The organism is Microvirga sp. HBU67558 (assembly GCF_018069605.1).
Lineage (GTDB): Bacteria > Pseudomonadota > Alphaproteobacteria > Rhizobiales > Beijerinckiaceae > Microvirga > Microvirga terrae.
The window spans coordinates 1-23,037 of the sequence record NZ_JAGPUP010000506.1; the positions used below are offsets into that span (position 1 = coordinate 1).

Annotated in this window: 31 protein-coding genes; 16 read left to right on the plus strand and 15 right to left on the minus strand. The window is 65.9% G+C overall.

Translation table 11 applies throughout. The annotated features are described in order from the left end of the window. Positions 1-446 precede the first annotated feature (446 nt). On the plus strand, positions 447-1,202 hold the full coding sequence (locus KBI52_RS12355; protein WP_210807820.1) for an SDR family oxidoreductase: 756 nt from the start codon (positions 447-449) through the stop codon (positions 1,200-1,202). On the opposite strand, the gene pgeF is transcribed toward KBI52_RS12355, so the two are convergent. From pgeF to lgt, 3 genes are read right to left on the minus strand one after another with little or no spacing between them, the layout of a single operon-like run. Beyond that, on the minus strand, positions 1,192-1,959 hold the full coding sequence (gene pgeF, locus KBI52_RS12360) for a peptidoglycan editing factor PgeF (RefSeq protein WP_210807822.1): 768 nt from the start codon (positions 1,957-1,959) through the stop codon (positions 1,192-1,194). The genes KBI52_RS12355 and pgeF overlap by 11 nt on opposite strands. Positions 1,960-1,968: 9 nt before the next feature. After that, positions 1,969-3,045, minus strand: coding sequence for a class I SAM-dependent methyltransferase (locus KBI52_RS12365; RefSeq protein WP_259060502.1), 1,077 nt, complete (start codon positions 3,043-3,045; stop codon positions 1,969-1,971). Then, positions 3,042-3,899: a prolipoprotein diacylglyceryl transferase gene (gene lgt / locus KBI52_RS12370; RefSeq protein WP_173946150.1), complete on the minus strand. Its 858-nt coding sequence runs from the start codon at positions 3,897-3,899 to the stop codon at positions 3,042-3,044. The genes KBI52_RS12365 and lgt overlap by 4 nt, the downstream gene beginning before the upstream one ends. Positions 3,900-4,036: 137 nt before the next feature. Between lgt and KBI52_RS12375 the strand changes: the two genes are divergently transcribed. The 5 genes from KBI52_RS12375 to KBI52_RS12395 all read left to right on the plus strand — a co-directional run bounded on the left by KBI52_RS12375 (position 4,037) and on the right by KBI52_RS12395 (position 7,159). After that, entirely contained in the window at positions 4,037-4,315 is a 279-nt protein-coding gene (locus tag KBI52_RS12375) for an accessory factor UbiK family protein (protein WP_173946151.1), read from the plus strand. A 243-nt stretch (positions 4,316-4,558) separates the two neighbouring features. Then, positions 4,559-5,059, plus strand: a complete 501-nt coding sequence (locus KBI52_RS12380) for a YbjN domain-containing protein (protein WP_173946152.1) — start codon at positions 4,559-4,561, stop codon at positions 5,057-5,059. A gap of 72 nt (positions 5,060-5,131) precedes the next feature. Then, positions 5,132-5,959: a pyrroline-5-carboxylate reductase gene (gene proC / locus KBI52_RS12385; protein WP_173946153.1), complete on the plus strand. Its 828-nt coding sequence runs from the start codon at positions 5,132-5,134 to the stop codon at positions 5,957-5,959. Between the two features lie 162 nt (positions 5,960-6,121). Beyond that, complete coding sequence (locus KBI52_RS12390) at positions 6,122-6,778, plus strand: TetR/AcrR family transcriptional regulator (RefSeq protein ID WP_210271982.1); 657 nt, start codon at positions 6,122-6,124, stop codon at positions 6,776-6,778. A gap of 21 nt (positions 6,779-6,799) precedes the next feature. Then, a complete protein-coding gene (locus tag KBI52_RS12395; protein WP_210807824.1) occupies positions 6,800-7,159 on the plus strand; it encodes a tRNA-binding protein in 360 nt (119 codons plus the stop codon). 198 nt (positions 7,160-7,357) lie between these two features. On the opposite strand, the gene KBI52_RS12400 is transcribed toward KBI52_RS12395, so the two are convergent. From KBI52_RS12400 to KBI52_RS12410, 3 genes are read right to left on the minus strand one after another with little or no spacing between them, the layout of a single operon-like run. Continuing rightward, the gene (locus KBI52_RS12400) at positions 7,358-8,725 is read right to left on the minus strand and encodes an ATP-binding protein (RefSeq protein ID WP_210807826.1); all 1,368 of its coding nucleotides are present in this window, start codon (positions 8,723-8,725) and stop codon (positions 7,358-7,360) included. Continuing rightward, positions 8,722-9,438 carry a response regulator gene (locus KBI52_RS12405; RefSeq protein ID WP_173946157.1) on the minus strand — a complete coding sequence of 239 codons (717 nt, stop codon included), beginning with the start codon at positions 9,436-9,438 and terminating at the stop codon, positions 8,722-8,724. The genes KBI52_RS12400 and KBI52_RS12405 overlap by 4 nt, the downstream gene beginning before the upstream one ends. 33 nt (positions 9,439-9,471) lie before the next feature. After that, positions 9,472-10,005 carry a MarR family winged helix-turn-helix transcriptional regulator gene (locus tag KBI52_RS12410; RefSeq protein WP_173946158.1) on the minus strand — a complete coding sequence of 178 codons (534 nt, stop codon included), beginning with the start codon at positions 10,003-10,005 and terminating at the stop codon, positions 9,472-9,474. A gap of 160 nt (positions 10,006-10,165) precedes the next feature. On the opposite strand from KBI52_RS12410, the gene KBI52_RS12415 reads away from it, so the two are divergent. Beyond that, a complete protein-coding gene (locus KBI52_RS12415) occupies positions 10,166-11,053 on the plus strand; it encodes a branched-chain amino acid aminotransferase (RefSeq protein ID WP_173946159.1) in 888 nt (295 codons plus the stop codon). Between the two features lie 72 nt (positions 11,054-11,125). Here KBI52_RS12415 and KBI52_RS12420 read toward each other — a convergent pair whose 3' ends face one another. Then, positions 11,126-12,370: a type VI secretion protein ImpB gene (locus tag KBI52_RS12420; protein WP_210807828.1), complete on the minus strand. Its 1,245-nt coding sequence runs from the start codon at positions 12,368-12,370 to the stop codon at positions 11,126-11,128. Positions 12,371-12,552: 182 nt separating this feature from the next. Between KBI52_RS12420 and KBI52_RS12425 the strand changes: the two genes are divergently transcribed. Together KBI52_RS12425 and KBI52_RS12430 are read left to right on the plus strand one after the other, a co-directional pair. Further along, the gene (locus KBI52_RS12425) at positions 12,553-12,828 is read left to right on the plus strand and encodes a DUF3072 domain-containing protein (RefSeq protein WP_173946161.1); all 276 of its coding nucleotides are present in this window, start codon (positions 12,553-12,555) and stop codon (positions 12,826-12,828) included. A gap of 183 nt (positions 12,829-13,011) precedes the next feature. After that, on the plus strand, positions 13,012-14,049 hold the full coding sequence (locus tag KBI52_RS12430; protein ID WP_210807830.1) for a TIM44-like domain-containing protein: 1,038 nt from the start codon (positions 13,012-13,014) through the stop codon (positions 14,047-14,049). Positions 14,050-14,249: 200 nt separating this feature from the next. Here KBI52_RS12430 and KBI52_RS12435 read toward each other — a convergent pair whose 3' ends face one another. Further along, positions 14,250-14,831 carry a type 1 glutamine amidotransferase domain-containing protein gene (locus KBI52_RS12435; protein WP_210807832.1) on the minus strand — a complete coding sequence of 194 codons (582 nt, stop codon included), beginning with the start codon at positions 14,829-14,831 and terminating at the stop codon, positions 14,250-14,252. 138 nt (positions 14,832-14,969) lie between these two features. Between KBI52_RS12435 and KBI52_RS12440 the strand changes: the two genes are divergently transcribed. Beyond that, positions 14,970-15,191 (plus strand): hypothetical protein, encoded by a 222-nt coding sequence (locus KBI52_RS12440; RefSeq protein WP_173946164.1) that lies wholly within the window; start codon positions 14,970-14,972, stop codon positions 15,189-15,191. 49 nt (positions 15,192-15,240) lie between these two features. Here KBI52_RS12440 and KBI52_RS12445 read toward each other — a convergent pair whose 3' ends face one another. From KBI52_RS12445 to KBI52_RS12460, 4 genes are all read right to left on the minus strand, one after another. Further along, positions 15,241-15,966 (minus strand): metallophosphoesterase, encoded by a 726-nt coding sequence (locus KBI52_RS12445; protein ID WP_173946165.1) that lies wholly within the window; start codon positions 15,964-15,966, stop codon positions 15,241-15,243. Beyond that, the gene (locus KBI52_RS12450) at positions 15,959-16,774 is read right to left on the minus strand and encodes a nucleotidyltransferase family protein (RefSeq protein ID WP_247654352.1); all 816 of its coding nucleotides are present in this window, start codon (positions 16,772-16,774) and stop codon (positions 15,959-15,961) included. The genes KBI52_RS12445 and KBI52_RS12450 overlap by 8 nt, the downstream gene beginning before the upstream one ends. A 169-nt stretch (positions 16,775-16,943) precedes the next feature. Continuing rightward, positions 16,944-17,318 carry a hypothetical protein gene (locus KBI52_RS12455; RefSeq protein WP_173946166.1) on the minus strand — a complete coding sequence of 125 codons (375 nt, stop codon included), beginning with the start codon at positions 17,316-17,318 and terminating at the stop codon, positions 16,944-16,946. A 136-nt stretch (positions 17,319-17,454) separates the two neighbouring features. Further along, positions 17,455-18,345, minus strand: coding sequence for a BON domain-containing protein (locus tag KBI52_RS12460; RefSeq protein ID WP_210807834.1), 891 nt, complete (start codon positions 18,343-18,345; stop codon positions 17,455-17,457). A 227-nt stretch (positions 18,346-18,572) separates the two neighbouring features. Here KBI52_RS12460 and KBI52_RS12465 point away from each other — a divergent pair, with 227 nt between their 5' ends. The 3 genes from KBI52_RS12465 (at position 18,573) to infA (ending at position 19,644) form a co-directional block, all read left to right on the plus strand. Continuing rightward, positions 18,573-18,827 (plus strand): hypothetical protein, encoded by a 255-nt coding sequence (locus KBI52_RS12465; protein ID WP_173946168.1) that lies wholly within the window; start codon positions 18,573-18,575, stop codon positions 18,825-18,827. A gap of 234 nt (positions 18,828-19,061) precedes the next feature. Beyond that, positions 19,062-19,271, plus strand: coding sequence for a cold-shock protein (locus tag KBI52_RS12470; protein ID WP_009494616.1), 210 nt, complete (start codon positions 19,062-19,064; stop codon positions 19,269-19,271). A 91-nt stretch (positions 19,272-19,362) separates the two neighbouring features. Continuing rightward, on the plus strand, positions 19,363-19,644 hold the full coding sequence (infA, locus tag KBI52_RS12475) for a translation initiation factor IF-1 (RefSeq protein ID WP_009494617.1): 282 nt from the start codon (positions 19,363-19,365) through the stop codon (positions 19,642-19,644). Between the two features lie 65 nt (positions 19,645-19,709). Here the strand turns inward: infA and KBI52_RS12480 are convergent, their stop codons facing one another. Continuing rightward, positions 19,710-20,258, minus strand: a complete 549-nt coding sequence (locus KBI52_RS12480) for a sigma-70 family RNA polymerase sigma factor (RefSeq protein ID WP_173946169.1) — start codon at positions 20,256-20,258, stop codon at positions 19,710-19,712. Next, complete coding sequence (locus KBI52_RS12485) at positions 20,255-20,401, minus strand: NepR family anti-sigma factor (protein WP_247654353.1); 147 nt, start codon at positions 20,399-20,401, stop codon at positions 20,255-20,257. The genes KBI52_RS12480 and KBI52_RS12485 overlap by 4 nt, the downstream gene beginning before the upstream one ends. A 310-nt stretch (positions 20,402-20,711) precedes the next feature. Between KBI52_RS12485 and KBI52_RS12490 the strand changes: the two genes are divergently transcribed. Continuing rightward, the gene (locus KBI52_RS12490) at positions 20,712-20,870 is read left to right on the plus strand and encodes a DUF3309 family protein (protein WP_173946171.1); all 159 of its coding nucleotides are present in this window, start codon (positions 20,712-20,714) and stop codon (positions 20,868-20,870) included. A gap of 222 nt (positions 20,871-21,092) precedes the next feature. On the opposite strand, the gene KBI52_RS12495 is transcribed toward KBI52_RS12490, so the two are convergent. After that, the gene (locus KBI52_RS12495) at positions 21,093-21,377 is read right to left on the minus strand and encodes a hypothetical protein (RefSeq protein WP_173946172.1); all 285 of its coding nucleotides are present in this window, start codon (positions 21,375-21,377) and stop codon (positions 21,093-21,095) included. Between the two features lie 304 nt (positions 21,378-21,681). Here KBI52_RS12495 and KBI52_RS12500 point away from each other — a divergent pair, with 304 nt between their 5' ends. Further along, positions 21,682-21,942 carry a hypothetical protein gene (locus KBI52_RS12500; protein WP_173946173.1) on the plus strand — a complete coding sequence of 87 codons (261 nt, stop codon included), beginning with the start codon at positions 21,682-21,684 and terminating at the stop codon, positions 21,940-21,942. 254 nt (positions 21,943-22,196) lie between these two features. Then, positions 22,197-22,964 carry a ZIP family metal transporter gene (locus KBI52_RS12505; RefSeq protein ID WP_210807836.1) on the plus strand — a complete coding sequence of 256 codons (768 nt, stop codon included), beginning with the start codon at positions 22,197-22,199 and terminating at the stop codon, positions 22,962-22,964. The last annotated feature ends 73 nt before the right edge of the window (positions 22,965-23,037 follow it).

The window sequence follows — 23,037 nt, forward strand, 5'->3', positions numbered from 1 at the left end:
GCGTTCACACCCACGTAGAAGCCCGTCCAGGTGAACACCGGAACAGCGGCAACAATCGGAGCCGGGGGAGCGGAGCGAACCGGCAGGTCCGCAGCGGAAGCGGCTCCGGCAAAGCCGAAGAGAGCGACGCTGGCGAGAAGAATCTTCTTCATGGTTTCTCTTTCCTAATCGATGTCATGCGGGCTCGACCCAATTTTCGTTGGGTCACGCCAAGCACTGTCCGTTTATAGAGCGACAACCGGTCGAGGGCTGTGACCTCGCAACCACAGCGGCCGAGAACCACCGTGGCAGGATTGTGGCGGCAATGTGCGAGTTTCCCCTTGCGCTATCGCCGGAGTCCATAACGCCCAGCTTGGCCGTTGGTTCGACCGCGAAGCGAAAAAATGGCATTTTCTTGGCCACTGCTCTGATTTGTCGTGATGTCGTTACATTTCAAGGGATCAATCATGAATAAAGCCGCTCTCGTGACCGGCGGTGCGCAACGCATCGGTCGGCGAATCATCGAACGCCTCGCCGGGGAGGGATACGCGGTCGCCATCCATTGCCGGCGCTCGACCGACGAAGCGGACGCAATGGCAGCCCGCATTCGGGAGCAGGGGGGACAGGCCGCAGTCGTTCAGGCGGACCTCGCGGACGGCGCCGCCGTCGAGCGTCTGGTTCCGGAGGCGGCTCGGGCCCTGGGAGCCCTGACGCTCCTCGTCAACAATGCGTCCGAGTTCGAGCCGGACGAGGTCGAGACGCTCTCGCAGGAACGCTGGGATCGGCACTTCGCCGTCAACCTGCGGGCGCCGGCCTTCCTGGCCCGCGACTTCGCCCATCAGCTTCCTGCTCATGAGCACGGGTGTATCGTCAACATCGTCGACCAGCGGGTCTGGAAGCTTACGCCGCAGTTCTTTTCCTACACGCTGACGAAGGTCGCGCTGTTCACCGCTACCCGGACCATGGCACAGGCGCTGGCGCCGCGCATCCGCGTCAATGCCATCGGGCCAGGGCCGACGCTGTCGAACGTCCGGCAGGGCGACGATGACTTCGCCAAGCAGAGCGAGGCGATCCTGCTCGGGCATGGCGGCACCCCGGATGAGATCGCCGACGCGGTTCTCTACCTCGCCGGGGCCCGCAGCGTAACCGGCCAGATGATCGCCGTCGACGGCGGTCAGCATCTGGCCTGGGAGACGCCAGACGTCGTCGGCATCAGGGAGTGAGCGCGATCGCCGAGATCAGGCGGCCGTAATCCGGCTCTTGACGGTGGGTGGTGCGGCGGTAGCTGAAGAACCGTTCCTCGTCGGAATAGGTGCACAGGCCGAGATCGGTAAAGGCCGCAATGCCGGCGGCGTCCAGCCGGGCACCGATAAAGCCCGGAAGGTCGAACATGGCGTGATCGAGCCTTTCTGCCTTGCCGAGGAAGCGCTCATGGCCGGGTGCTTCCTCGCCGAAGCGTTTGATGAAGTCCGGACCGACCTCATAGGCTTTCTGGCTGATCGTCGGGCCGAGAACGGCCACGATCCTTTCGCGCCTTGCCCCGAGCTTTTCCATGGCGGCGATCGTGGATTCCAGCACCCCGGTCACGGCGCCGCGCCAGCCCGCATGGGCGGCCGCGATGACCCGCGCCTCCGCGTCCGAGAACAGCACCGGCCCGCAATCCGCCGTAGTGATGGCGAGGGCGAGGCCAGGCGTCGCCGTCACCATGGCGTCCGCCCTGGGCCGCTCGCCCCGCCAGGGCCCTTCCACGATCACCGCATCCGGCGAATGGACCTGATAGACGCTGATCAGGGCATCCGGCGCGATCCCGACAGCCTCCGCCATGCGGCGACGGTTCTCCTGCACCCTGGCGGGTTCGTCCGAAGACCCGATGCCGCCGTTGAGGGACGCGTAGATCCCCTCCGAGACGCCGCCCTGGCGGGTGAAGAAGGCATGGCGGACGTTCGGCTGTGACACGAGGGCGGGCGCTTGAATGAACATGGCTCGATCTCAGGAGGAGGGGGAGAGGGCGGGCAATCCGGGGACGGCCTCGATCCCCTCATGTGTAACGGCCAAAACCTTAAACAGATCACCCATGCCCGTCGGCCCCTGCTCCGTCAGGCGCGCCAGAGCCCGGTCGATGTCGGCCGCCTGGGCGGGGGTTGCACGCGCTTTCAGGGCGGATGCGCGCGCCTCGATCCCGAGGCTCCGGAGGAAGTCGCCCTGCGCGACGAGGCCATGGGCACGGGTCCTGCCGGCCACGGCCGCCTGGGCGAGACGGTGGAAATCCACATGGGTCGTGAGATCCGCTTCTCCGGGCTCCTCCAGAGGATCCACGGGCTTGTGTCCCTTGAGAGCCTGCAGGGTGTCGCCGAAGGCCGGACCCCAATAGCCGTAATCGACGATCAGGGCGGCGCCCGAATCCCGCTCGAGCCGCCGGGCGAGTTCACCGATGACGTCGATGGAGACGCCCGGCCATTCAAGAATGTCGCCGGGCTTCAGGGGCCTGCCGAGGGCAGGTTCCGGCTCCGGGCGCAGGCCAAAGATCAGACGTCCGCCGTCGAGGCCCACGAGCCGCTCGCACCAGCCACGCTCGGTGCCCACGAACTGGCGTACCGGCAGGGCGTCGAAGAACTCGTTGGCGACGAGCAGGGTGGGACCCGGGGGGACGTCCTCGACCCGGTCGTGCCACGCGACGGAGAAGCCCGACGAGGCCAGGGTCGCCTGCTGCTTGCCTCGCAAGGAAGGACTCGTCTCGACGAGATGCACGGTGGAGGCCGCCTTGAAGTCGGGCAGGAGCCTCGTCGCCCGCAGCAGGTCCGCCATCAGCGTGCCGCGGCCTGGCCCCAACTCGACGAGCCGGCACGACGCGGGACGCCCCATGCCGTTCCAGGCCTCCAGCATCCACAGGCCGATCAGTTCGCCGAACATCTGGCTGATCTCGGGAGCCGTGGTGAAGTCGCCGGCGGCGCCGAGCGGGTCGCGGGTGGCGTAGTAGTGCGTCAGGCACAGGCCCATGTAGCGCTCGACCGTGATCGGTCCCTCGAGGGCGATCGTCTCGCGCAGTCTGTCCCGCAGCGGGCTCACGCGGCCTCGACCGCTTTGCCCGGGCGGGTCAAGCCGCGCACCGCCATGACGATGAAGCCTGCGCCCACGAGCGCCATGGGAATCGACAGGAGCATGCCCATGGTGATGCCGCCGCTCAGCCCCTGCACCGAGGACCCGAACAGGAAGCCGAGCTGTGCGTCCGGCTCGCGGAAGAACTCGCAGACAATGCGGGCGACCGCATAGCCCAGCACGAAGATGCCGCCGAGAAGCCCCGGCCGGCGGAAGCCGAAGGCGCGGGCCGCGACCGCCATGACGATGAAGAGGACAAGGCCCTCGCCGAACGCCTCGTAGAGCTGGCTCGGATGCCGGGGCACCGGTCCGGCATGGGGGAAGACCACCGCATAGGGGAATTCGGGGGCGGGGCGGCCCCAGAGCTCGCCATTGATGAAGTTGGCGATGCGCCCGAAGAACAGCCCAATGGGCGTGACCACCGCGGCCATGTCGAGCAGGGCGAGCGGGTTGAGACCCCGGGAGCGGGCAAAGAGCACGATGGCGAGCACCGCCCCGAGGAAACCGCCATGGAACGACATGCCGCCGCGCCAGATGGCGAAGATCTCCAGCGGATGGGACAGATAGGAGGCGAGATTGTAGAACAGCACGTAGCCGACGCGTCCGCCCAGCACGACGCCGAGCGCCACCCAGACGATGAGGTCGTCCACGTCCATCGGCTTGGGCTGCTTGAGACCGTCCCAGAGGTCGGCCTTGGCTGCAAGACGCTTGGCATAGAACCAGCCGCCCAGGAGGCCGGCCACATAGGCCAGCGCATACCAGCGGATCGCGAAGGGGCCGATGGAGATCGCCACGGGATCGATGATGGGAAAGGAGAGAGGCATGGTCGGCCCTTGATCGAACGGGTTGCCATTGGACCCGCAGGGCCCGCATCGTCAACCCTGTTGCAGTTTGTGGCGAATGCGCCCATGTGTGACGGACCAGCCCCTGACGGCTCCCCGAACGCTGCGGATTTGAACCCATGACCCAATCGTCCAACCGGATCTTCGATGAACTCGCCCGCTTCGCCACCGATGCCGCGGGCGCGGCCCAGGGCGTCCGGCGGGAGGTCGAGAGCGTGGTCCGCAGCCAGTTCGAGCGCCTGATCAAGGATATGGACGTCGCCACCCGCGAGGAGTTCGAGGTTCTGCGCGAGATGGTGGTGGCGGCCCGCGAGGAGAACGAGCGGCTGGAAGCCCGGGTGAAGGACCTCGAGGCGAAGCTGGCCTCCACGGCCGGCGTCAATCCTGCGACCCCTTGATCGAAGCGGGAATCCGATCTGCGCCTGACGCGGACCTCCTGTTGTGGACAGGTGAATCCGGCGCATTGTGACGAGGGCGGAAATCTAAGACTGTCGATTCATAAGCTGATTCGAGGCGATCACGGCGGAAGCTCGGAATATCGAAGGTATTTCGAGTACTTCTTTCGAGTAGTATTCGGATCAACGCAATGGTGTTGCCCGATGTGTTTACCATAATCGGACAATCAAGCGTCCAGGATCGACATGTCGCAGATTCATCTTGAAATCGATCGTTCGGAACATCCTCTCGATGTGGTCGAGCGTCTCGCTTCCCTGCGGCACTGGATCTTCGACCGGGCCGAAGCCGACGAGATGTCCATCTCGGTGGCAGGCCGCTGGGCGGATTACGACGTCGCCTTCACGTGGATCGAGGACGTGGAGGCGATGCACATGGCCTGCGCGTTCGATCTCAAGGTTCCCGAGCGGCGCCGCCAGGAGGTGCTTCAGCTCATCGCCTCGGTCAACGAACAGCTCTGGGTCGGGCATTTCGACCTGTGGAGCACGGAGAACGTGGTGATGTTCCGGCATGCGCTTCTGCTGGCGGGCGGGGCCGATCCCACCGACGGCCAATGCGAGACCATGCTGCGGGTCGCAGTGGAGGCCTGCGAGCGGTATTTCCAGGCCTTCCAGTTCGTCATCTGGGCCGGCAAATCGGCCCGCGAAGCTCTCGATTCCGTCCTGTTCGAAACCGAGGGCGAGGCTTAAACCTGCCTCGACAGGGCAGGGCGCGCGTGAATAGAGTGCGGCCTCCCGCATTCATTCCGTCAGGTTAAGCTCATGTCGCCGAACCCCTCGCATCTGCCGTCGTCCCTCATCCTCGTCGGTGCCGGCAAAATGGGCGGCTCCATGCTGGAGGGCTGGCTCAAGGTCGGCATGAAGCCCGACGGGGTTTCCGTTCTCGATCCGCGCCCGTCCGACGAGATGACGCGGTTCTGCCAAGCGAACGGCATCGCGCTCAATCCGGCCAGTCCCGCTCCCGCGGATGTGCTGGTCCTGGCGATCAAGCCGCAGATGCTCGACGCCGCCGCTCCGAGCCTGAACGGATACCTCGGGCCTCAGACCCTCATCGTGTCCATTCTTGCCGGCAAGACCATCGGTGATCTGCGCTCCAGGCTTCCGGCCGCCGGTGCGATCGTGCGCGCCATGCCGAACCTTCCCGCCAGCATCGGGCGCGGCGCCACCGGGGCCGCCGCGAACGACGCGGTGAGCGAGGCGCAGCGTCTGATGGCCGATGCGCTGCTGAGCAGCAACGGCATCGTCGAATGGCTGCCCTCCGAAGACCTGATCGATGCGGTCACGGCGGTGTCGGGTTCGGGCCCGGCCTATGTGTTCCATCTGGTCGAATGCCTGGCCGAGGCCGGAACGGCCGCCGGACTTCCGCCTGACCTGGCGCAGCGTCTTGCGCGGGCCACGGTCACGGGCGCGGGAGAACTCCTGTTCCAGAGCGAGTCGAGCCCCGCGACGCTCCGGCAGAACGTCACCTCGCCGGGCGGCACCACGGCGGCGGCGCTGGAGGTGCTCATGCGCGACCCAGACGGCCTGAAGGCGCTCATGCGCGAGGCGGTAGCGGCCGCCAAGCGGCGGGCGGAGGAACTCGCCGGCTAGCCTTGGTCCAGGTGAGTCTTGAGCGAGGTCAGTCTTGAGCGAGGTCAGTCTTGGGCTTCAACCGATCCGTCCCTAGATAAGCATCAACGGCATATTTTCAGGAGATCGATCGTGACCGCTGACGTACCCACGGACAAGCGCAAGGCCATCGTCGAGGCGCTCATGGACCTCGCCGCCCGACGCTCCTGGCACGAGATCGAAATCAACGACGTCGCCAAGGCCGCCGGCGTTTCGCTGGCGGAATTCCGGGATCTCTTTCCCTCCAAGGGCGCCGTGCTCGGCGCGCTCTCCCGCCAGATCGACCGGCAGGTGCTGGAGGGGACAACGGATGACCTGGCCGGGGAACCCGCGCGAGAGCGCATCTTCGACGTGCTCATGCGCCGCTTCGATGCGCTGGAGCCCTACAAGCAGGCCCTGCGCCGGATCGTCCGGGATCTGCAATACGATCCCGCCTCGCTGGCCGCTCTCAACCAGGTGGCGCTCAACTCGCAACGCTTCATGCTGGCTGCGGCCGGCATCAACACGGAAGGGCCGCTTGGAACGCTCAAGCTCCAGGGGGCGGTCCTGGTCTATGCCAACACCATGCGCACTTGGCTCGACGACGAGGATCCGACGCTCGCCAGGACCATGGCGCGGCTCGACCGCGAATTGCGCCGCGGCGAGCGCATTCTGGAAGGCGCCGAGGATCTGCGCCGCCTGAGCGCGCCGCTGCGCGCGGTCGGGCGGGCCCTGATGCAGGGGCGCCGGGCGACCCGTTCGGAGACACGCCGTGCCGGCGAGGGCAACGGCGATGCGCAGAATCCCGCAGCGGCGATCTGACAGAGGGCCACAGGGGCAGACATGGATCAGGCGAATGCGGCAACGGCGCCCATCACGTTCGACGATTTCCTGAAGGTCGATATCCGCGTCGGCCGGATCATGACCGTCGAGCCGTTTCCCCAGGCGCGCAAGCCGGCGTTCAAGCTCACCATCGATTTCGGACCCGAGATCGGCATCAAACGTTCCTCGGCGCAGATCACGGTGAATCATTCACCGGAAGATCTCGTTGGGTCGCTGGTGATGGCCGTGGTGAACTTCCCGCCGCGCCAGATCGGCCCGTTCATGTCGGAGGTGCTGACCCTCGGCGTGCCCGACGCCAAGGGGAACGTGATGCTGATCCGTCCGGATCGGGACGTGCCGGTGGGCGGAAGGCTGTACTAGGCCGATACGGGCGTCGCCCGACCGATCCAGAACGCACCCCGTCATGGCCGGACCTCCCAATACGGAAAGGCGCTGCGCTTCAAACAGCCGGGATCACCGGCACAAGGCCGGCGATGACGAAGGTGACCTGGCGGCTTGGTCGATCGCGTTCGGCAGCCCGCTGCACGTCCTGCGAAACGACGCCCTGTCTTGGAGAATCTATGCCGGCAGCCGCACCGTGGCACGCAGGCCGCCGAGTGGGCTTTCTCCCAGCACGATGTCGCCGCCGTGTGAGCGGGCGACGTCGCGGGCGATGGCAAGGCCCAGGCCCGATCCGCCCTCATCCTGGTTGCGCGCTTCGTCCAGGCGCACGAAGGGCTTGAAGACCTCCTCACGCAAGGTGGGCGGAATGCCCGGCCCGTCGTCGTCGACGTGCAGAACGAGCCAGCGCGTTTCGTGATTGGCCGTGATCTCGATCCGGTCGCCATGCCGGGCCGCATTCGACACCAGGTTGAACAGGAGGCGGCGGAACGCGTCGGGCCGCACCGTGATCATCGGGTCGCCGACGATGTCGAGCTCGGTCACGTGGCCCTGCCGCTCGGCGTCGGACTGCACCTCTTCGAGGAGCTGCCGCAGATCCGTCGCGACCGCCTGTTCGCCCGCGTCGCCGCCTTCACCGCGCGCGAAGGCAAGGTACCCCTCGAGCATGCGGCTCATTTCGTCCACGTCGCGCTTGAGATCCTCGACCTCCGGGGTCTCACCGAGAAAGACGAGCGAGAGCTTGAAGCGCGTGAGGATCGTGCGCAGATCGTGGCTGACGCCGTTCAGCATCGTGGTGCGCTGCTCGATGTTGCGCTCGATGCGCCGCTTCATCTCCAGGAAGGCGTGGCCGGCCTGACGCACCTCGCGGGCTCCGCGCGGGCGGAACTCGATCTCGCGGCCCTTGCCCAGGGCTTCGGCGGCTTCCGCAAGCCGCAGGATCGGCCTGATCTGGTTGCGCAGGAACAGAATGGCGATGCCGAGCAGCACGAAGGACGAGCCGCCCATCCAGACGAGGAAGATATGGGAGTTCGACGCGTAGGCCTGGCTGCGCCGCGCGAGGATGCGCATGACGTTGCTCTGATCGAGCTTGATGCGCACTTCCACATAGCTCGAGCGCCCGACCGTATCGACCCAGTACGGCCGGTCGATCTGGCGCCGCAGCTCGTCGGTCAGGGTCTCGTCGAGAATGTCGAAGAACGGCTTGGGCCCGGGCGGCGGCAGGTCGGTGTTGCGCAGGATGTCGACGTCGAGCTGCAGGCGCTCCGACGCGATTCGGGACAGGGTGCTGGCATCCTTGTCCTGGGGATAGCTCTCATAGATGTCGATGAGCGCCGCGATGTCGGCCGTCACGGCCGAGGACAGGCGTCGCGTGACGAGCTGATAATGCCGCTCCATGAACACGTAGGCGACGACCGATTGCAGCAGAATGACGGGCGCGATGATGATGATGAGCGCGCGGGCGTAGAGCCCTTTCGGCAGGAAGCGGCCGAACCAGCGCGCCACGTGGTCAAGAGGGGAATAGCGCAGGGTCGCCCCGATCTTCATCGATCGATCACGAGGCGATAGCCGATCCCCCGCACCGTCTGGAGGAAGATCGGATTGGCGGGATCGGTCTCGATCTTGCGGCGCAGCCTGTTGATCTGAACATCCACCGTCCGCTCGTTGGCCGCGAGACCGTTGCCGGCGAGAGCCTCTCGCGGCACGTTGTCGCCCGCATGGCTGCCGAGGATGGTCAGGATTTCGCGCTCCCGCTCGGTGATGCGCACCACCTCGTCGCCACGCCGCAGCTCGCCGCGGTCGAAGCGATACGAGAAGGGGCCGAAATGAACGACCTCCGGGACATCGGCGGCCGCCGCGCCCGGCGCGGAACGGGTGCGCTTCAGAATATTGCCGAGGCGCAGCAGCAGCTCGCGCGGCTCGAAGGGTTTCGGGAGATAGTCGTCCGCGCCGATCTCGAGGCCCGTGACCCGGTCGGAGGCATCGGCCCGCGCCGTGAGCATCAGAATGGGCACCTGGGAATGCTCGCGCAGGCTGCGGGCATAGTCGAACCCGGTTTCCCCCGGCATCATCACGTCGAGCACGAGGGCGTCGAAGACGAAGTTGCCCGCCTTGGCCCGTGCCTCCGCGGCGCTGGCCGCCGCGGTCACCCGGTAGCCGTTCTCGGTGAGGAAGCGGGTCAGGAGGTCGCGCAGGCGGCGGTCGTCGTCCACCACGAGGACGTGCGGGGCGTGGTCGGGAATGTCGATGCGTACATCCATCGGGCTTCGAGCTGCTTTATCGGGCCCTGCTTATCAGGTTTTGCCCGAGCCGAATACGAGCTGCTTCACATGGCTCCTGTCGTCCGGATCGATGAGGCGAAGGAGATAGCGGCTGACCGCTTCCTTGACCTCGGGCTCCATCTCGGACAGGGCCCGCATGATGCGGCGGGTCTGCAGCTTGGCGAGCTTCAAGGCCAGATCGTGGCCCTGGGGGGTGGCGAAGAGCAGCCGCTGGCGACGGTCCGAGGTGCCCATCCGGCTTTCGATGAAATCCTTCTCGATGAGCTCCTTCAGTACGCGGTTGAGGCTTTGCTTCGTGATCCGCAGGATGTCCAGGAGTTCCGCGATCGTCAGGCCGGGCTGCCGGCTGACGAAATGGAGAACCCGGTGATGGGCGCGCCCGAAGCCGTATTCGTCCAGGATCCTGTCCGGATCGCTGACGAAGTCGCGATAGGCGAAGAAGAACAGCTCGATGAGGTCGTAGGCCGGCTGCTCGGACAGGATGTCGTTGCCCGTTTCCTTGCCGGATTGCTGAGCTTTCAAAGCCGGAATTGCGTCTGGCACCATCTGTTCCCAATTTTTATGTCAGCCTTGTTGACATATCTCAGGACGATTGTTACTCGTCAAGCCGCTTCCGCGAAATGAATGAAATTGAAATCGTCAGGAAGCGAACCGGAAATTACACGGCCCCGGTTGCCACCAAGGTCGGCATTCAAGGAGAAGAACGATGTCCGCGACCCCCTTCGATCAGCGTGATGGATGGATCTGGTACGACGGGCAGATCGTACCCTGGAAGGATGCCCAGCTCCATGTCCTGTCGCACGGGCTTCACTACGGATCCTCCGTGTTCGAAGGCGAGCGCGCCTATGGCGGCGAGATCTTCAAGTCGACCGAGCATTCCGAGCGCCTGAAGAAATCGGCCCAGATCCTCGACTTCGAGATCCCCTACACGGTGGCTGAGATCGACGCGGCCAAGCGTCTCGTGCTGGAGAAGAACGGGCAGAAGGACGCCTATCTGCGTCCGGTCGCCTGGCGCGGCTCGGAGATGATGGGCGTCGCCGCGCAGGACAACAGGATCCACCTCGCCATCGCGTCCTGGGAATGGCCGAGCTATTTCGACCCGGCCCAGAAGATGAAGGGCATCCGCATCGACATGGCGGAATACCGCCGGCCCGATCCGGCCACGGCGCCGTCGGCCGCCAAGGCGGCAGGCCTCTACATGATCTGCACCATCTCCAAGCACAAGGCGGAGCGGAAGGGCTATGCCGACGCGCTCATGCTCGACTGGCAGGGCCGCGTGGCCGAATGCACCGGCGCCAACGTGTTCTTCATCCGCGACGGCGTCGTGCACACGCCGATCGCCGACTGCTTCCTCGACGGCATCACCCGCCGCACGGTGATCGACCTCGCCAAGCGCCGCGGCTTCGGGGTCGAGGAGCGCCGGATCATGCCCGAGGAGCTCTCCAGCTTCAACGAGTGCTTCATCACGGGAACGGCCGCGGAAGTGACTCCGGTATCCGAGATCGGTCCCTATCGCTTCCAGCCCGGCAACATGACCAGGGTGCTGTTGGAGGACTATTCGGCCGAGGTTCAGCCCAAGAGCAAGGCGGCTTGAGCCTGTCCCGCTTCTCATAGGCCTCTCGGCGATGCCCGGCCTTGTGCCGGGCATCTCCGTTTCCAAGGCGGTTCAAAAATCCTCCGCGTCGGGAATGCGGTTGAAGGCGATCTTCGCCCCCGCGTAGCCGCCGGGGATCGTCACCCACGGGCCCCAATGCAGCAGCGTCCTGCGGTGGGCCACGTTGAGCTGATCGGCCAGGGTCGACAGGTGCTCCATGCGGCGCTTGAGCTGAGCCTCGGGCGTCTGGCCGAACAGATCCTCCTCGATGTCCGCCATGGGTACTAGGTCGTGCAGCGCAACGTGCACGCTGCGGCTGCGACTCATCTCCTCCCGCTCCGCATGGAGAAAGAGGCGGCTCAAGGAGCCCAGCAGGGACGGGTCGTCCCGGGTCGGCTGGAAACGCTCCTCCCCGTACCACCCCGCGCTGTTGCGGTCGGTGAGCCACAGGGCGAGCGCCCGGGCCGAGAACCCGGCCCGGCGCATCCGAGCCGAGGCCTTGGCCAGGAGAACGCGGGCCGCCGCATAGGCGCCGTTGAGGGAGCGCCACTCCGCCGGCAGGACGCGCCCGTGCCCGAACATCCGCCGCCGGGTCTCGGGGCGCTCCACCGTATAGCCGTGCAGCCCCATCCAGAGGCGCTCCCCCTCGACGCTGCCCCAGAGGCGGCGCAGCTCCTTGGGCTGGAGACGCCAGAGCGCCGCCATGTCGCCGACGCCTGCACGGGCCAGGCGGGCGGCATTGCCCCGGCCGATGCCGGGAACGTCCGTCAGGTCAAGAGCGAGCAGACGGCCTGGCAGGTCGTTCGGGTGAAGCGCCACGAGGCCGTCGGGCTTTTCCATTTCGGCTGCGATCTTGGCCAGAAGATCGTTCGGACCGAGGCCAACCGAGCAGGTGAGGGTGGGGCCGATGCCGTGGGCGATGGCCTCCTTGACGCGCTGCCCGATGTCCAGTGCCTGCGGCCACTCGGCAGGCAGGAGCGCGCAGAGCATCTCGTCGATCGAGCAGATCGCCTTGACCGGTACGACCGTTTCGATGGCCCGAACGATGGCATGGTGCAGGGCCACATAGGCCTCGTGTCGGGCGGTGACGAGAACGAGGTCGGGACATTGTCTGCGGGCCTCGCGCACGAAGGTGCCGCGCTTCACGCCCAGGACCTTCGCCTCGCGGCTGACGGCGATGAGACCTGTATGCTCGGAGTCGACCGGGATCACCCCGACAGGTCGGCCGCGCAGATGCGGCTGAAGATGCTGCTCGGCGCTGGCGAAGAAGGAATCGAAGTCGACATAGAGCCGCTCGAGACCCGTCGGTTTGCGCATCGCCGTCCACCTGCTTTCCGTTGTCGGAACGAATCAGGAACATAAGCGTGGCGGCGAGTCGAGAGCGAGATCTGTGGATAACGGGGAATAATCCGCGGGAGTAATCCGCCTTTCCTTGAGGAACCAATGCTCTGCGCGCGTGTTCCTGTTCTAGAACAAAACATGAACAATAGGAGTCCCGCATGTCGTCCCATGGTAAAACGCCGAGCCGCTCCGCGGTTAACCATAAAGCTTCCGCAGAGGCAGCCAACCCGAAGGTCAATCCCGACCCGTCCGACAATCAGATCAAGGACCCGGACGAATGGGTGTCCGGCGACGAGCCGATGACGGGCGCCCAAGCGTCGTATCTGAAGACCCTGTCCGAGCAGGCGCACGACCCGAAGGCCTTCGACCCCGATCTCGACAAGGCGGAAGCCTCGAAGCGGATCGATCAGCTGAAGCAGAAGCAGGGTCATTGACCATTCGCGATCGAGCGTCATGGTTGGCCCCGCGGCGGCCATGACGGGTGTTTGATGGCAGGCAAAGGACGCTGCATCCGACGGCTTGGCCGGATTCGAACGGCCATGCCCTTCCGCAACCCTATGGGCATCACCACATTATCCCCTGGGAGCATTGTGCTCCGAAGGGATGTAACGAAGACGATGATGAACTTTGCTTCTCGCCGCAGCCGAGTGATGGTCGCCCTGGCGGCTGCCCTGGTCCTCGCCGGTAGTGCGGCGGAGGCTCGCGTCGGGCGGGGGAGCGGCAGCTTCGGATCGCGCGGCGCACGCACCTATACGGCCCCGCCGGCGACCCGCACGGCGCCCGACGCCGCGGCCCCGATCCAGCGCTCGCAGATCCCGAACCAGGGCCCGACCATGTCCCGTCCCGGCACCCCGGCTCCGAACGTGGCGCAGCCGCGCCGCTTCGGCTTCGGTACGGGCCTGATGGCCGGTCTGTTCGGCGCGGGCCTTCTGGGCATGCTGTTCGGTCACGGCTTCTTCGGGGGCCTCGGCGGTCTCGCGTCGATCCTGGGCCTTCTGCTCCAGGTCGGCCTCGTGGTCCTGCTGGTCTCCTTCGCCATGAAATGGTTCCGCCGGCGCCAGCAGCCGGCCTTTGCCGGCCCGAACGGTGACCAGGGCTACGCTCGATCCATGGGCGGCAGCGTGCCGCCGACCGGCGGGCGCCCCATGGGCGGCGGCTTAGGCGGTGGTCTGGGCGGTCTCGGCGGTGCCCTTGGCGGCGCTCTCGGCGGCCGGCCGCAGCAGGCGCAGGCCCGACCGGGCGTGCGCGACGAGATCGGCATCGGCGAGAAGGATTACGCGGCTTTCGAGCGGGGCCTCGTCGAGATGCAGGATGCCTATTCGCGGGAAGACGTCGCCAAGCTGTGGCAGCTCGCGACTCCCGAAATGGCGGGCTATATCCAGGAAGAGCTCAACGACAATGCGGCCCGCGGCGTCGTGAACAAGCTCTCCAACGTGCGCCTCAACCAGGGCGACCTGTCGGAAGCCTGGCGCGAGGGCGCCGCCGACTACGCGACCGTCGCGATGCGCTTCGGCATCACCGACGTCATGGCCGACCGGGCCACGGGCCGGGTGGTGGAAGGCGATCCGAACCGGGTCGAGGAGGCGACGGAGCTCTGGACGTTCCGGCGCGACCAGGGCGGTCCCTGGAAGATTTCGGCGATCCAGCAGGCCTAAAAGGCTCAATCACGAATAGGGAAGCGGCCGGTGCGAACCGGCCGCTTTCTTGTGTTCGACGTCTGTAGATGTCCCGCTCGCGCCGCTGTCATGGCCGGGCCGGTCCCGGGCATCCGCGCGGCGCTTCTCATGATCGGGATCACCGGCACGAGGCCGGTGATGACGTGGATCGGTCGCGAAAGGTCCGCAGAATGCGCTGGTTACTCGGCGGCCTGACGTCGGCCCGCATGAGAGCCCTCGCGCACCTCCTCGATGATCTTGCTCACGAAGGCGTCGAGATCTCCCGGGTTGCGACTGGTGATGAGACCCTTGTCGGTCACCACGGTCTCGTCGCGCCATTGTCCGCCCGCATTGATCACGTCGGTCTTGATGGAGTGATAGGACGTGCACTGCTTGCCCTTGATCACGCCCGCCTCGATGAGCAGCCAGGGCGCATGGCAGATGGCCGCGACGGTCTTGCCCGAGGAGTAGAAGGCCCGGATGATCTCGAGCGCCTTCGGCTCGACGCGCAGCTTGTCGGGATTGATCTGGCCGCCGGGGAGAACGAGCGCGTCGTAATCGGCAGGGTTCACGTCGTCGATGTCCTTGTCCACCGACACGGTCTTGCCCCAATCCGTCTTGTCCCAGCCGTAGATCTTGCCGGACTTCATGCGCGATTTCGGAGCGGCCACTTCGACCGTCGCTCCCGCGTCCGACAGCTTCTCCTGCGGGACCGTCAGCTCCGACTCCTCGAAGCCGTCGGTGGCCATGATGAGGATTTTGGCCTGTTTGATGTCAGGCATGGTTGTCTCCGTCGTTGAGGGGGAAATCCCTCTGAGAACGGACGGGACAGGCGGCGGTTCCGACATGCGACGACGCGGAACCCTGACGGCGCGGTCCTGTTGACCCGATCAATGATGCCAACAAACGAGGAAGACGCGATGGTCAATCCAGGTGTGCCGACGAACGATCCCGTGCCCGGCGGCAACATTCCGAGCGAGGTGCCGCCCGGCTCCGTGCCCGACGAGGAACCGGATATCGGTCCGACCGGACCGCGGACGCCTTATCCGGTCAACGACCCGGGCATCACCGATCCGAAGGGACCCGGTTCCGAGCCGGATTACCTGCCGGGCAATCCCACCGATCCCGGCACGCGGTTCTGAGGCGGAGGATCCCGATCCATCACGAGCCGGCGGCGCTGTGCCCGCCGGCTCAGATCTCGATGATCGCGTAGGGCTTTCCGGTCGGCTTCTCGATATGCTTGGCGACGTTGTAGACCGGCTGCCCGCCGGGCGTGCGGCCTTCGAAGCGGCCACGATGGGCGTGTCCGTGCACGATGGCGTTGACCTTGAAGCGGTCGATGGTCTCGGCCAGTCGCGACGAGCCCAGGAACGGATAGATCTCCAGCGGCTCGCTTTCGATCGTCTCGGCGATGGGCGCATAGTGCAGGATCACCATAGAGCGCTTGGCGCGGACATGGCGCATGGCGTTTTCGAGCCGCAGGGTCTCGTTCATGGTCTCGTTGACGAACTGCTTCATGGCCGGCTCGCCGAAATAGCCCAGCATGCGCCGCCCGAAGCCGCCGGCGAAACCCTTGACGCCCACGAAGCCGACGCCGTCGATCTCGATCGATTGCCCGTCGAGCAGCTTCATGCCGGCATCGCGCAGGATCTGCGCCACCTCTTCGTGCGCGCCGCATTCGTAATCGTGGTTGCCGAGCACGCCGACGACCGGGATCGAGCAGGCTTTCAGATCCTGCGCGAGAAGCTCCGCCTCCTTGGGCTTGCCGAGATCGGTCAGATCGCCGGCGAGCACCAGCACATCCGCCTCCCGGGAGATTTCCCCGAAGAGCTCGCGGTAGGATTCGGCATTGTCTTCACGGACGTGAAGATCGCCCATGGCGGCGACCTTCATGGTCTGCTCTGGTTCGTCACTCATTCCGCCATTCACCTTCGCCGCCCACATCGGCGAAGCCCCATTGCTTGACATCGATCTCGTAATCGATGCGGGAGAACATCCGTCCGCGGCAGACCTTCATCTGCGGCGGCGGAAGATCGAGCTGCTTGGCGAGCCTGTCGAGAAGCTCGTCCATGACCCAGCGCGGAACCTTGTCGCGCTCGGACGGGTAGATCCAGCGGAAGTTGAGCAGGTGCATGAGCAGCACCTCCCAATGCACTTCCATGTAGGCGAGCAGGGCGTGCCAGTCGATTTGGTCGTGCGCCTTCAGGATCGTGTGCGCCACGTCGGCGCCGTCATAGCGGTGGCGCAGCTGGATGAAGCATTTCGACCAGACGAGCTCGGTCGGTCCGACGATGCGCACGGGCGAGCCGAAGACCTCGATCTGGCGTGCGCGCTCGAACCACTGGTCGCCGATCGGCATGGTGCCGTTCGACGAGGCGAAGATCACGTCGAAGAAGTACTGGCCCTTGAAGACCTTGCCGAGCCAGCGGTCATCCTCGATTTCGACGGAATAGCCGATGCTCTTGAAGTGGGACAGGACGCGCGTGTAGTCGCCGGCCTTGCAGAAGATGTCGAGATCCTTGGTCGGACGGGTGATGCCCGTATAGGCGGACAGCGCATAGGTGCCGGCCAGCAGGAAGGGCAGTCCGAGGTGGTTCAGCTCCCGAAGCGCTTCGGCATAGAACGCTTCGGATTCCGGATATTTGAGGGTGGGCTCCGCCTTGGCGTCCATCATCGGAACGCCCGGATGAGCTCCGGAAATGAGATCGGGATCGTGAACTGCCATGGCCTTGTCCAAGCGCGGCCGAGAATGCCCCGCGTTCGACAACAGAATGGCCGTAATGAAGTTCCTTGCCGGCCCAGCTTAATGGCGGAAAGGCGCGGGTGCCGCTCGAATCGGCTCCGGTCCTGCGCTTTCGTGGAGGACGGAGGGCCCCGGTCCGGCCTGCTCCGGCTCAATGATCTCCGTGCGAGACCCGGACATCTCGCGGAGAATTGAGGATCTCGAGCAGGCTCTGGGCGATGTGCCGGGCTTCGTCGTCTTTCAGGCGCAGCAGGAAAGGGGGCAACATCCCGGCCTGGAGGGCCACGACGGCCATGCCGTTCTCGTCCATGCCGACATCGATCGTCTGGGACGTCACGTCGACCATCTCCTCCGGCATCTCGTCACTGTCCTCGGAGGTCTCGCCGATGGCGGCGAGCAGCTGGCTCACGGCCCTGACCAGCGAGCGCGCGGCGTGGGGGTCCATGACCACGGCGGTCGATTGCTCGCCCTTCTGGAATGCCAGCTGAATGTTGTCGCCTTCGAGCGTGACGGAAATACCTGCCATGAGCGTCCTCGTCTTTCCCGTCCCCATATGGGGAGCACCTGCTTCGAGGGAAAGGCAAAGGCCTTGGTACGACAGATGTGCCTCGCCCCCAAGGGAAGAAGCGCATCCTGGTAAACTGGCGGTATGAGCCTCGGCGTCAGGTGCCGCCGCCCGAGGACCCGCCCGTGCGCCGGCGGGTGGTCCCGACAGTGCCGGCCCCGGCCGTTTCCGGCAGTCCCACGCTGCCGGCGCCAGCAGCGCCCGGCCCTGACATCATGGTGCCGGCGATGCCCGCATCCGCCTGTTGCTGGATGCGCAGATTGTTCTGCACGTGGGACACCCCGGAAATCGACTCGGCCAGGTCCTCCGCATGGCGCTTCTCGAAGCGGCTGCTCACCGTGCCTGTGAGGGTGACCTCCCGGTTCTCCACCCGCACCTCGATCTCGGAGGCATCGAGATGCGGATCCTCGGTGAGCCGGTCGTTCACATCCTCCAGGATGCGGGCATCGGAGCGCTGATAGCCCTTCGGGCCGCGGCCGCGATGCTGGCCGGCCTCGCGCATGTCCCTGTCGCGGCGGCGCTCCGCGTCCTCGTCGCCGAACCAGGACCGGACTTCGTCGCCGGCCCGTTCGAAGAAGCTGCGATCCTCGTTGTAATCGCGCGAGCCGCGCCCGAAGCTCTCCTGACCATAGCGGTCCTGGCCATGGCGATCCTGGCCGGAGCGATTGCGGCCGTAGCGGTCCTGCCCGAACTGATCCGGGTCGCGGCGGCGGTCGGAGCCGAAGACCCGGCGCTCGGAACCGCCGCGGTCGTCGCCCACCACGTCATGCCAGTCGAGCGCCGAGCCGCCGGTGCCGTAGCCGGCCGAATCGCCATAATCGCGCTCGCGAACATCCCGTTCCAGGCGCCAGCCGTCGTCCCCGCCGGAACGGGAGCCGCTGTCATATCCCGCGCGTCGGTTGCCGAAGCCGCGGCGGGCGATGTAGCCGTCGTCCTCGCGGTCGCGCTGGTCAAAATCCGGATTGCTGTAACGGCGTTCGTTGGCCATGAGAGCGCTCCTCATCGTGGGTGGCCCGAGGCCACCGGCTGTTGGTTTCGAGCCACCAACGTGAAGGCGCGGGCGAGTGTTCCTGCGAGTGTTCCTGCGAGTGTTCCTGCGAGTTTCCCTTCAAGCCCGGATCGTCGCCCGCCGGCGTTTTTGACCGCTGCCATTGAACGGTTGCGCGGGCTTTGCATTGACCGGAACGGGATTTTCCAACGAACCGAGGTTGAACGATGGCCGATCTGTCCGGATTGAGCGACGAAGCCCTGGCGGTTTTCGCCTTCGCGGCCTATCACGAACTGTCGAGCGGCCAGCGGGTCCGCAGCGTGGTCCAGAAGGACGGCGCCGGCCACAGGGCGAGCGATGCGGCCGTAGACGAACTCGACGGCCGCGGCCTCATCAAGGCGGACGGCCGGGAGATCGTCTTCACGCCGGCCGGCGAGGAAGCCCTGCGGGACATCCTGGGCGGCATCCGGGGCAGCCGCTAGAGCGGCCCGGAAATCGCCGGAATTCCAACCAGATTGCGTTTCGGCTCCAAAAGGGCCTTTGCCTTGTAATTGCCCCATCCGTGCCTTAGGTACAGGCCATCGACATTTGGCCGGACGACTGGGCTTCCCGCTTTGGCACTGCCGGGCGCACGTTCCTTCTCTACCATCTATCGACTAGCGGGTGACTGGCCTTGGCCCTCATCCACGTGCAATCGACAGTGAAAAGGATTTCCCATGGAACAGGGAACCGTGAAGTGGTACAACGAAACCAAGGGATATGGTTTCATCCAGCCCGATAACGGCGGCAAGGATGTCTTCGTTCATGCCACGGCGCTTGAGCGCGCCGGCATGCGTGGCTTGCGCGAAGGTCAGAAGATCTCTTACGAGCTTCAGACCGACCAGCGCACCGGCCGCCAGTCTGCAGTGAACCTGCAGAACGCGTAAGGTTTGATGCCGGAGGACGTGCCCTGCACGTCCTCTTGCATATGGCCGTTCCGGTTCAGGGGCGGCTTTTTTGTTATGAGGAAGGCTTTGCATGGCAAAGGAAGAACTGATCACCTTTGAAGGACTTGTGACCGAAATTCTGCCCGACGCGCGCTACCGCGTGCAGCTCGACAACGGGCACGAGGTCATCGCCTACACGGCCGGCAAGATGAAGAAGAACCGCATCAAGACCCTGGCCGGCGACCGCGTGACCGTCGAGATGTCGCCCTACGACCTCGAGAAGGGCCGGCTCATCTTCCGTCACAAGGATTCGGGTGCCTCTTCCGGTCCGCGTCCGCCGCAGCGCGGCAACCAGCAGTTCCGGCGTCGCTAAGACGGCAGGCGCCCCGAACCGGCGCGCCTGTCGATATCGAGAAAGTCCTGACGGCCCAAGGTCCGTCACGCGACCGCGTGCATCACCGACAGGGTGACGCGGTCGGGGCCGAGATCCTCCTCCATGTCGGTGAAGTGCATCAACTCGGCCAGCCGGTTGCGCGCGCGGTTGACCCGGCTCTTGATGGTGCCGACCGCGCAACCGCAGATCTCTGCCGCCTGCTCGTAGGAGAAGCCCGAGGCTCCCACCAGCAGCAGCGCCTCGCGCTGGTCGTGGGGCAGGCGGGCGAGAGCCTTCTGCAGATCCTCGAAATCGAGATGGGGCAGCTGGTCCGGCTGCACCGAGAGGGCGGCCGCATACTTGCCGTCCGCATCCTCGACCTCGCGGCGGCGCTTGCGGTATTCGGAATGGAACAGGTTGCGCAGGATGGTGAAGAGCCAGGCCTGCATGTTCGTGCCGGGCTGGAAGCGATCGATGTTGGCGATCGCCCGCATCAGGGTTTCCTGGACGAGGTCGTCGGCGCGGTCCACGTTGTTGGTGAGGGAAATGGCGAAGGCGCGCAGGTTCGGGGTCGCCTTGAGCATGGAGTCGCGCAAATCGATGTCGATACTCATGACTGCTGCTTCTCTCCCTTCACGCCGTCGAGCCGGTTGATGATCTCGATGAAACGGTCCGGCACAGGCTGCTCGCCCAGCGCCAGGGCATCGTAGAACTGGCGCAGGCGCTGGCCGATCTGGGCCTGAACCGAGGAGCTCAAGGCTGGGGATTCGGATTTTCGGAGGCCAGGGATCGGTTCTGGAATGTCGTGAGGCATCGCGTTCGGGTTCTTTTTCTGCATTGGGCTGTCCTGGTCCATCGAAGCGGCGACCTCCCGCAGGGGACGCGCTGACGGCGGCACCCCATCGCCGTGGAGCTAACGTCAAGCCCTTGTGATCGTTCCGCCCCGGAACCTACCCCGTCGGCGCTCATCCACAGGCAAAAGAAGCGGGAACTTTTTCTCTTACGGCCAAGTTTCCCTCGATGAACGCCGCCTCCGTGCGGTGGATCAGTGTAGAGGGAGTATCTCCATGGCAATCAGCACCATCCTGCTCATTCTCGTCATCCTGCTGCTCATCGGCGCGGTGCCGGCCTGGCCTTACAGCCGAGGCTGGGGCTATGGCCCGAGCGGGCTCCTGGGCGTGGTCCTGCTCATCCTCATCATCCTGCTGCTGATGGGGCGGCTCTGACGCTTCGGATTCCGGTCGGAACGTGAAGAGGGCGGCCGCGAAGGCCGCCCTTTTGCTTTGTCAGACGTGGGAGGCTCCCGTGGGGCTCGTGGTCGCCACGGGGCTGCCGTCCGGCCCGTTGCGGTGGGGGACAGGGGCCGGCCGGCGCTTCACGGCGGAACGGGAAAACGGAAAAAGGAGCGCCCGGACCCGTCGGGCCAGGGCGCTCCGGGAGGCTCAGGCTCAGTAGTAGATCGGGTGGCTGTTGTCGACGAGCGTGTCGCTGTCGACGATGCCGGCCACCTGGGCCGAGGTCGCGTTGCCGAACACGGCGGTGTTCGTCGCAACCTGGTCGATGGTGTTGTAGGAATCCTGCACGTTGACGCCGCCGAAGTAGTCGTGGCTGCTGTCGAGCAGGGCGTCCGCGTCGACGATGTTGCCGACCTGCGCCGAGGTGGCGCTGCCGCCGAAAGCGGTGTTGTAGGCGTCCTGGAAGATGTCGTTGTCGGAGAACTGGTAGTTTTCCATGGTGGGATCCTCTTCGTTAAGCGTTGCTCTCAAGACCGCCTGAGATGCTCTCTCCGTTGGCGATGATTGGACTGTGCCTGACGTTGCGGAATGCTGCTGTGAAGCGCTTCACACCTGAAAAATTCTTCGATTTTTTTGCGAGGGCCGCGCCGGCGGGCAGGCCTCCGGATGGGCCGGCAGCCGGGCGCGAACGCTCTGGCGGGCCGCTCCCGATGAGCCTACAATGGCGCATCGCCGGCAGGGATCTCCGGGCGCCGGCGGCTGAGGGAGATTCGGGCCCCCGCCGGCAACCAGGGGGAGCGTCATGCCCCTCGACATCTCGTACCAGCCCATCGGGGTTCTGATCGACGGCCACGACAGCGAGGGCCGTCTCGTTCTGGCCGGCGGGCAGCTCGCCGCCGTGATCGTGCGCCTCGACGGCGACGCCCACGAACCCGAATACAAGGGCCTCTGGCACCTGGAGGCGGGCTTCGGCAAATGCGACATCGGCGGCGCCCCCCTGTTCGCCACCCCCGACGAGGCGGGCGCCTGGGTCGAGCGGATCCTCACCGACGAAACCCCGTGAGACGGGCAGCCCGTTTCATGGAAGCCGTGGCCGGCACGGCGCGCCCGCCGCCGGGTTGCATGGCTCGTTGCATGCCTCGTTCCATGCAAGCTTTGGCTGACGAAGCGGCAGGCGGGTGCCATCCTCAGCCGGATGCGCGGGACATCGGGCACATGTCGCTCGCATTTACAGTTTAGCGGTTGCAAGCTGGTCCCGCGCTTAGCCGAACCCCACCGCCCCCTGCCACGTTCTCCCCATCCACCGGAGAACCGTTCATGCCCCTCGTCATCCAGGCCGGTCTGTGGGGTCTGCTCAGCGGGTCCGCCCTCGTGCTGGGGGCGCTGATCGGGACCTTCGTCAGGCTGCCGCAGCGGGTCATCGCGGCCGTGATGGCGTTCGGGGCCGGGGTGCTGATCTCGGCGCTGTCCTTCGACCTCATGGACGAGGCGTACCGGACGGGCGGCATCGTCTCGACTGCGCTTGGCTTTCTCGCCGGCGCGGCCGTCTATACGGGGGCGAACATCGTCGTGACGCGGCGCGGCGCCAAGCACCGCAAGCGCTCCGGCCATGCGGAGGATGCGCGCCAGGCCCACAGCAGCCAGGAGGGCAGCGGGCTCGCCATCGCGCTCGGCGCGCTCCTCGACGGCATTCCGGAATCCATCGTGATCGGGGTGAGCCTGCTCGCCGGCGAGGGGGTGAGCCTCGTGGCCGTGGCGGCGGTGTTCCTGTCGAACCTGCCCGAGGGGCTCTCGAGCGCCGCCGGCATGCGCCGGGCCGGGCGCTCCCGGGCCTATATCTTCGGCATCTGGGGCGGCATCGCGCTCGCTTCCGGGGTCGCGGCCCTCCTGGGCTACGCGGTGTTCGCCGAGACGGGCCCCGCCACCATCGCGTTCGTCACCGCCGTGGCGGCCGGGGCGATCCTGGCCATGCTGGCCGACACCATGGTGCCGGAAGCCTTCGAGACCGCGCACGAATTCGCCGGGCTGATCACGGTGGCGGGTTTTTTGGCGGCCTTCACGCTGTCGCGGGTGCTGGGCGGGTAGGGACGCCGCCCTTGGGGGCGCCCGCTCCACGTCATGGCCGGGCCTGTCCCGGCCATCCCGATGCTTTGAGGCG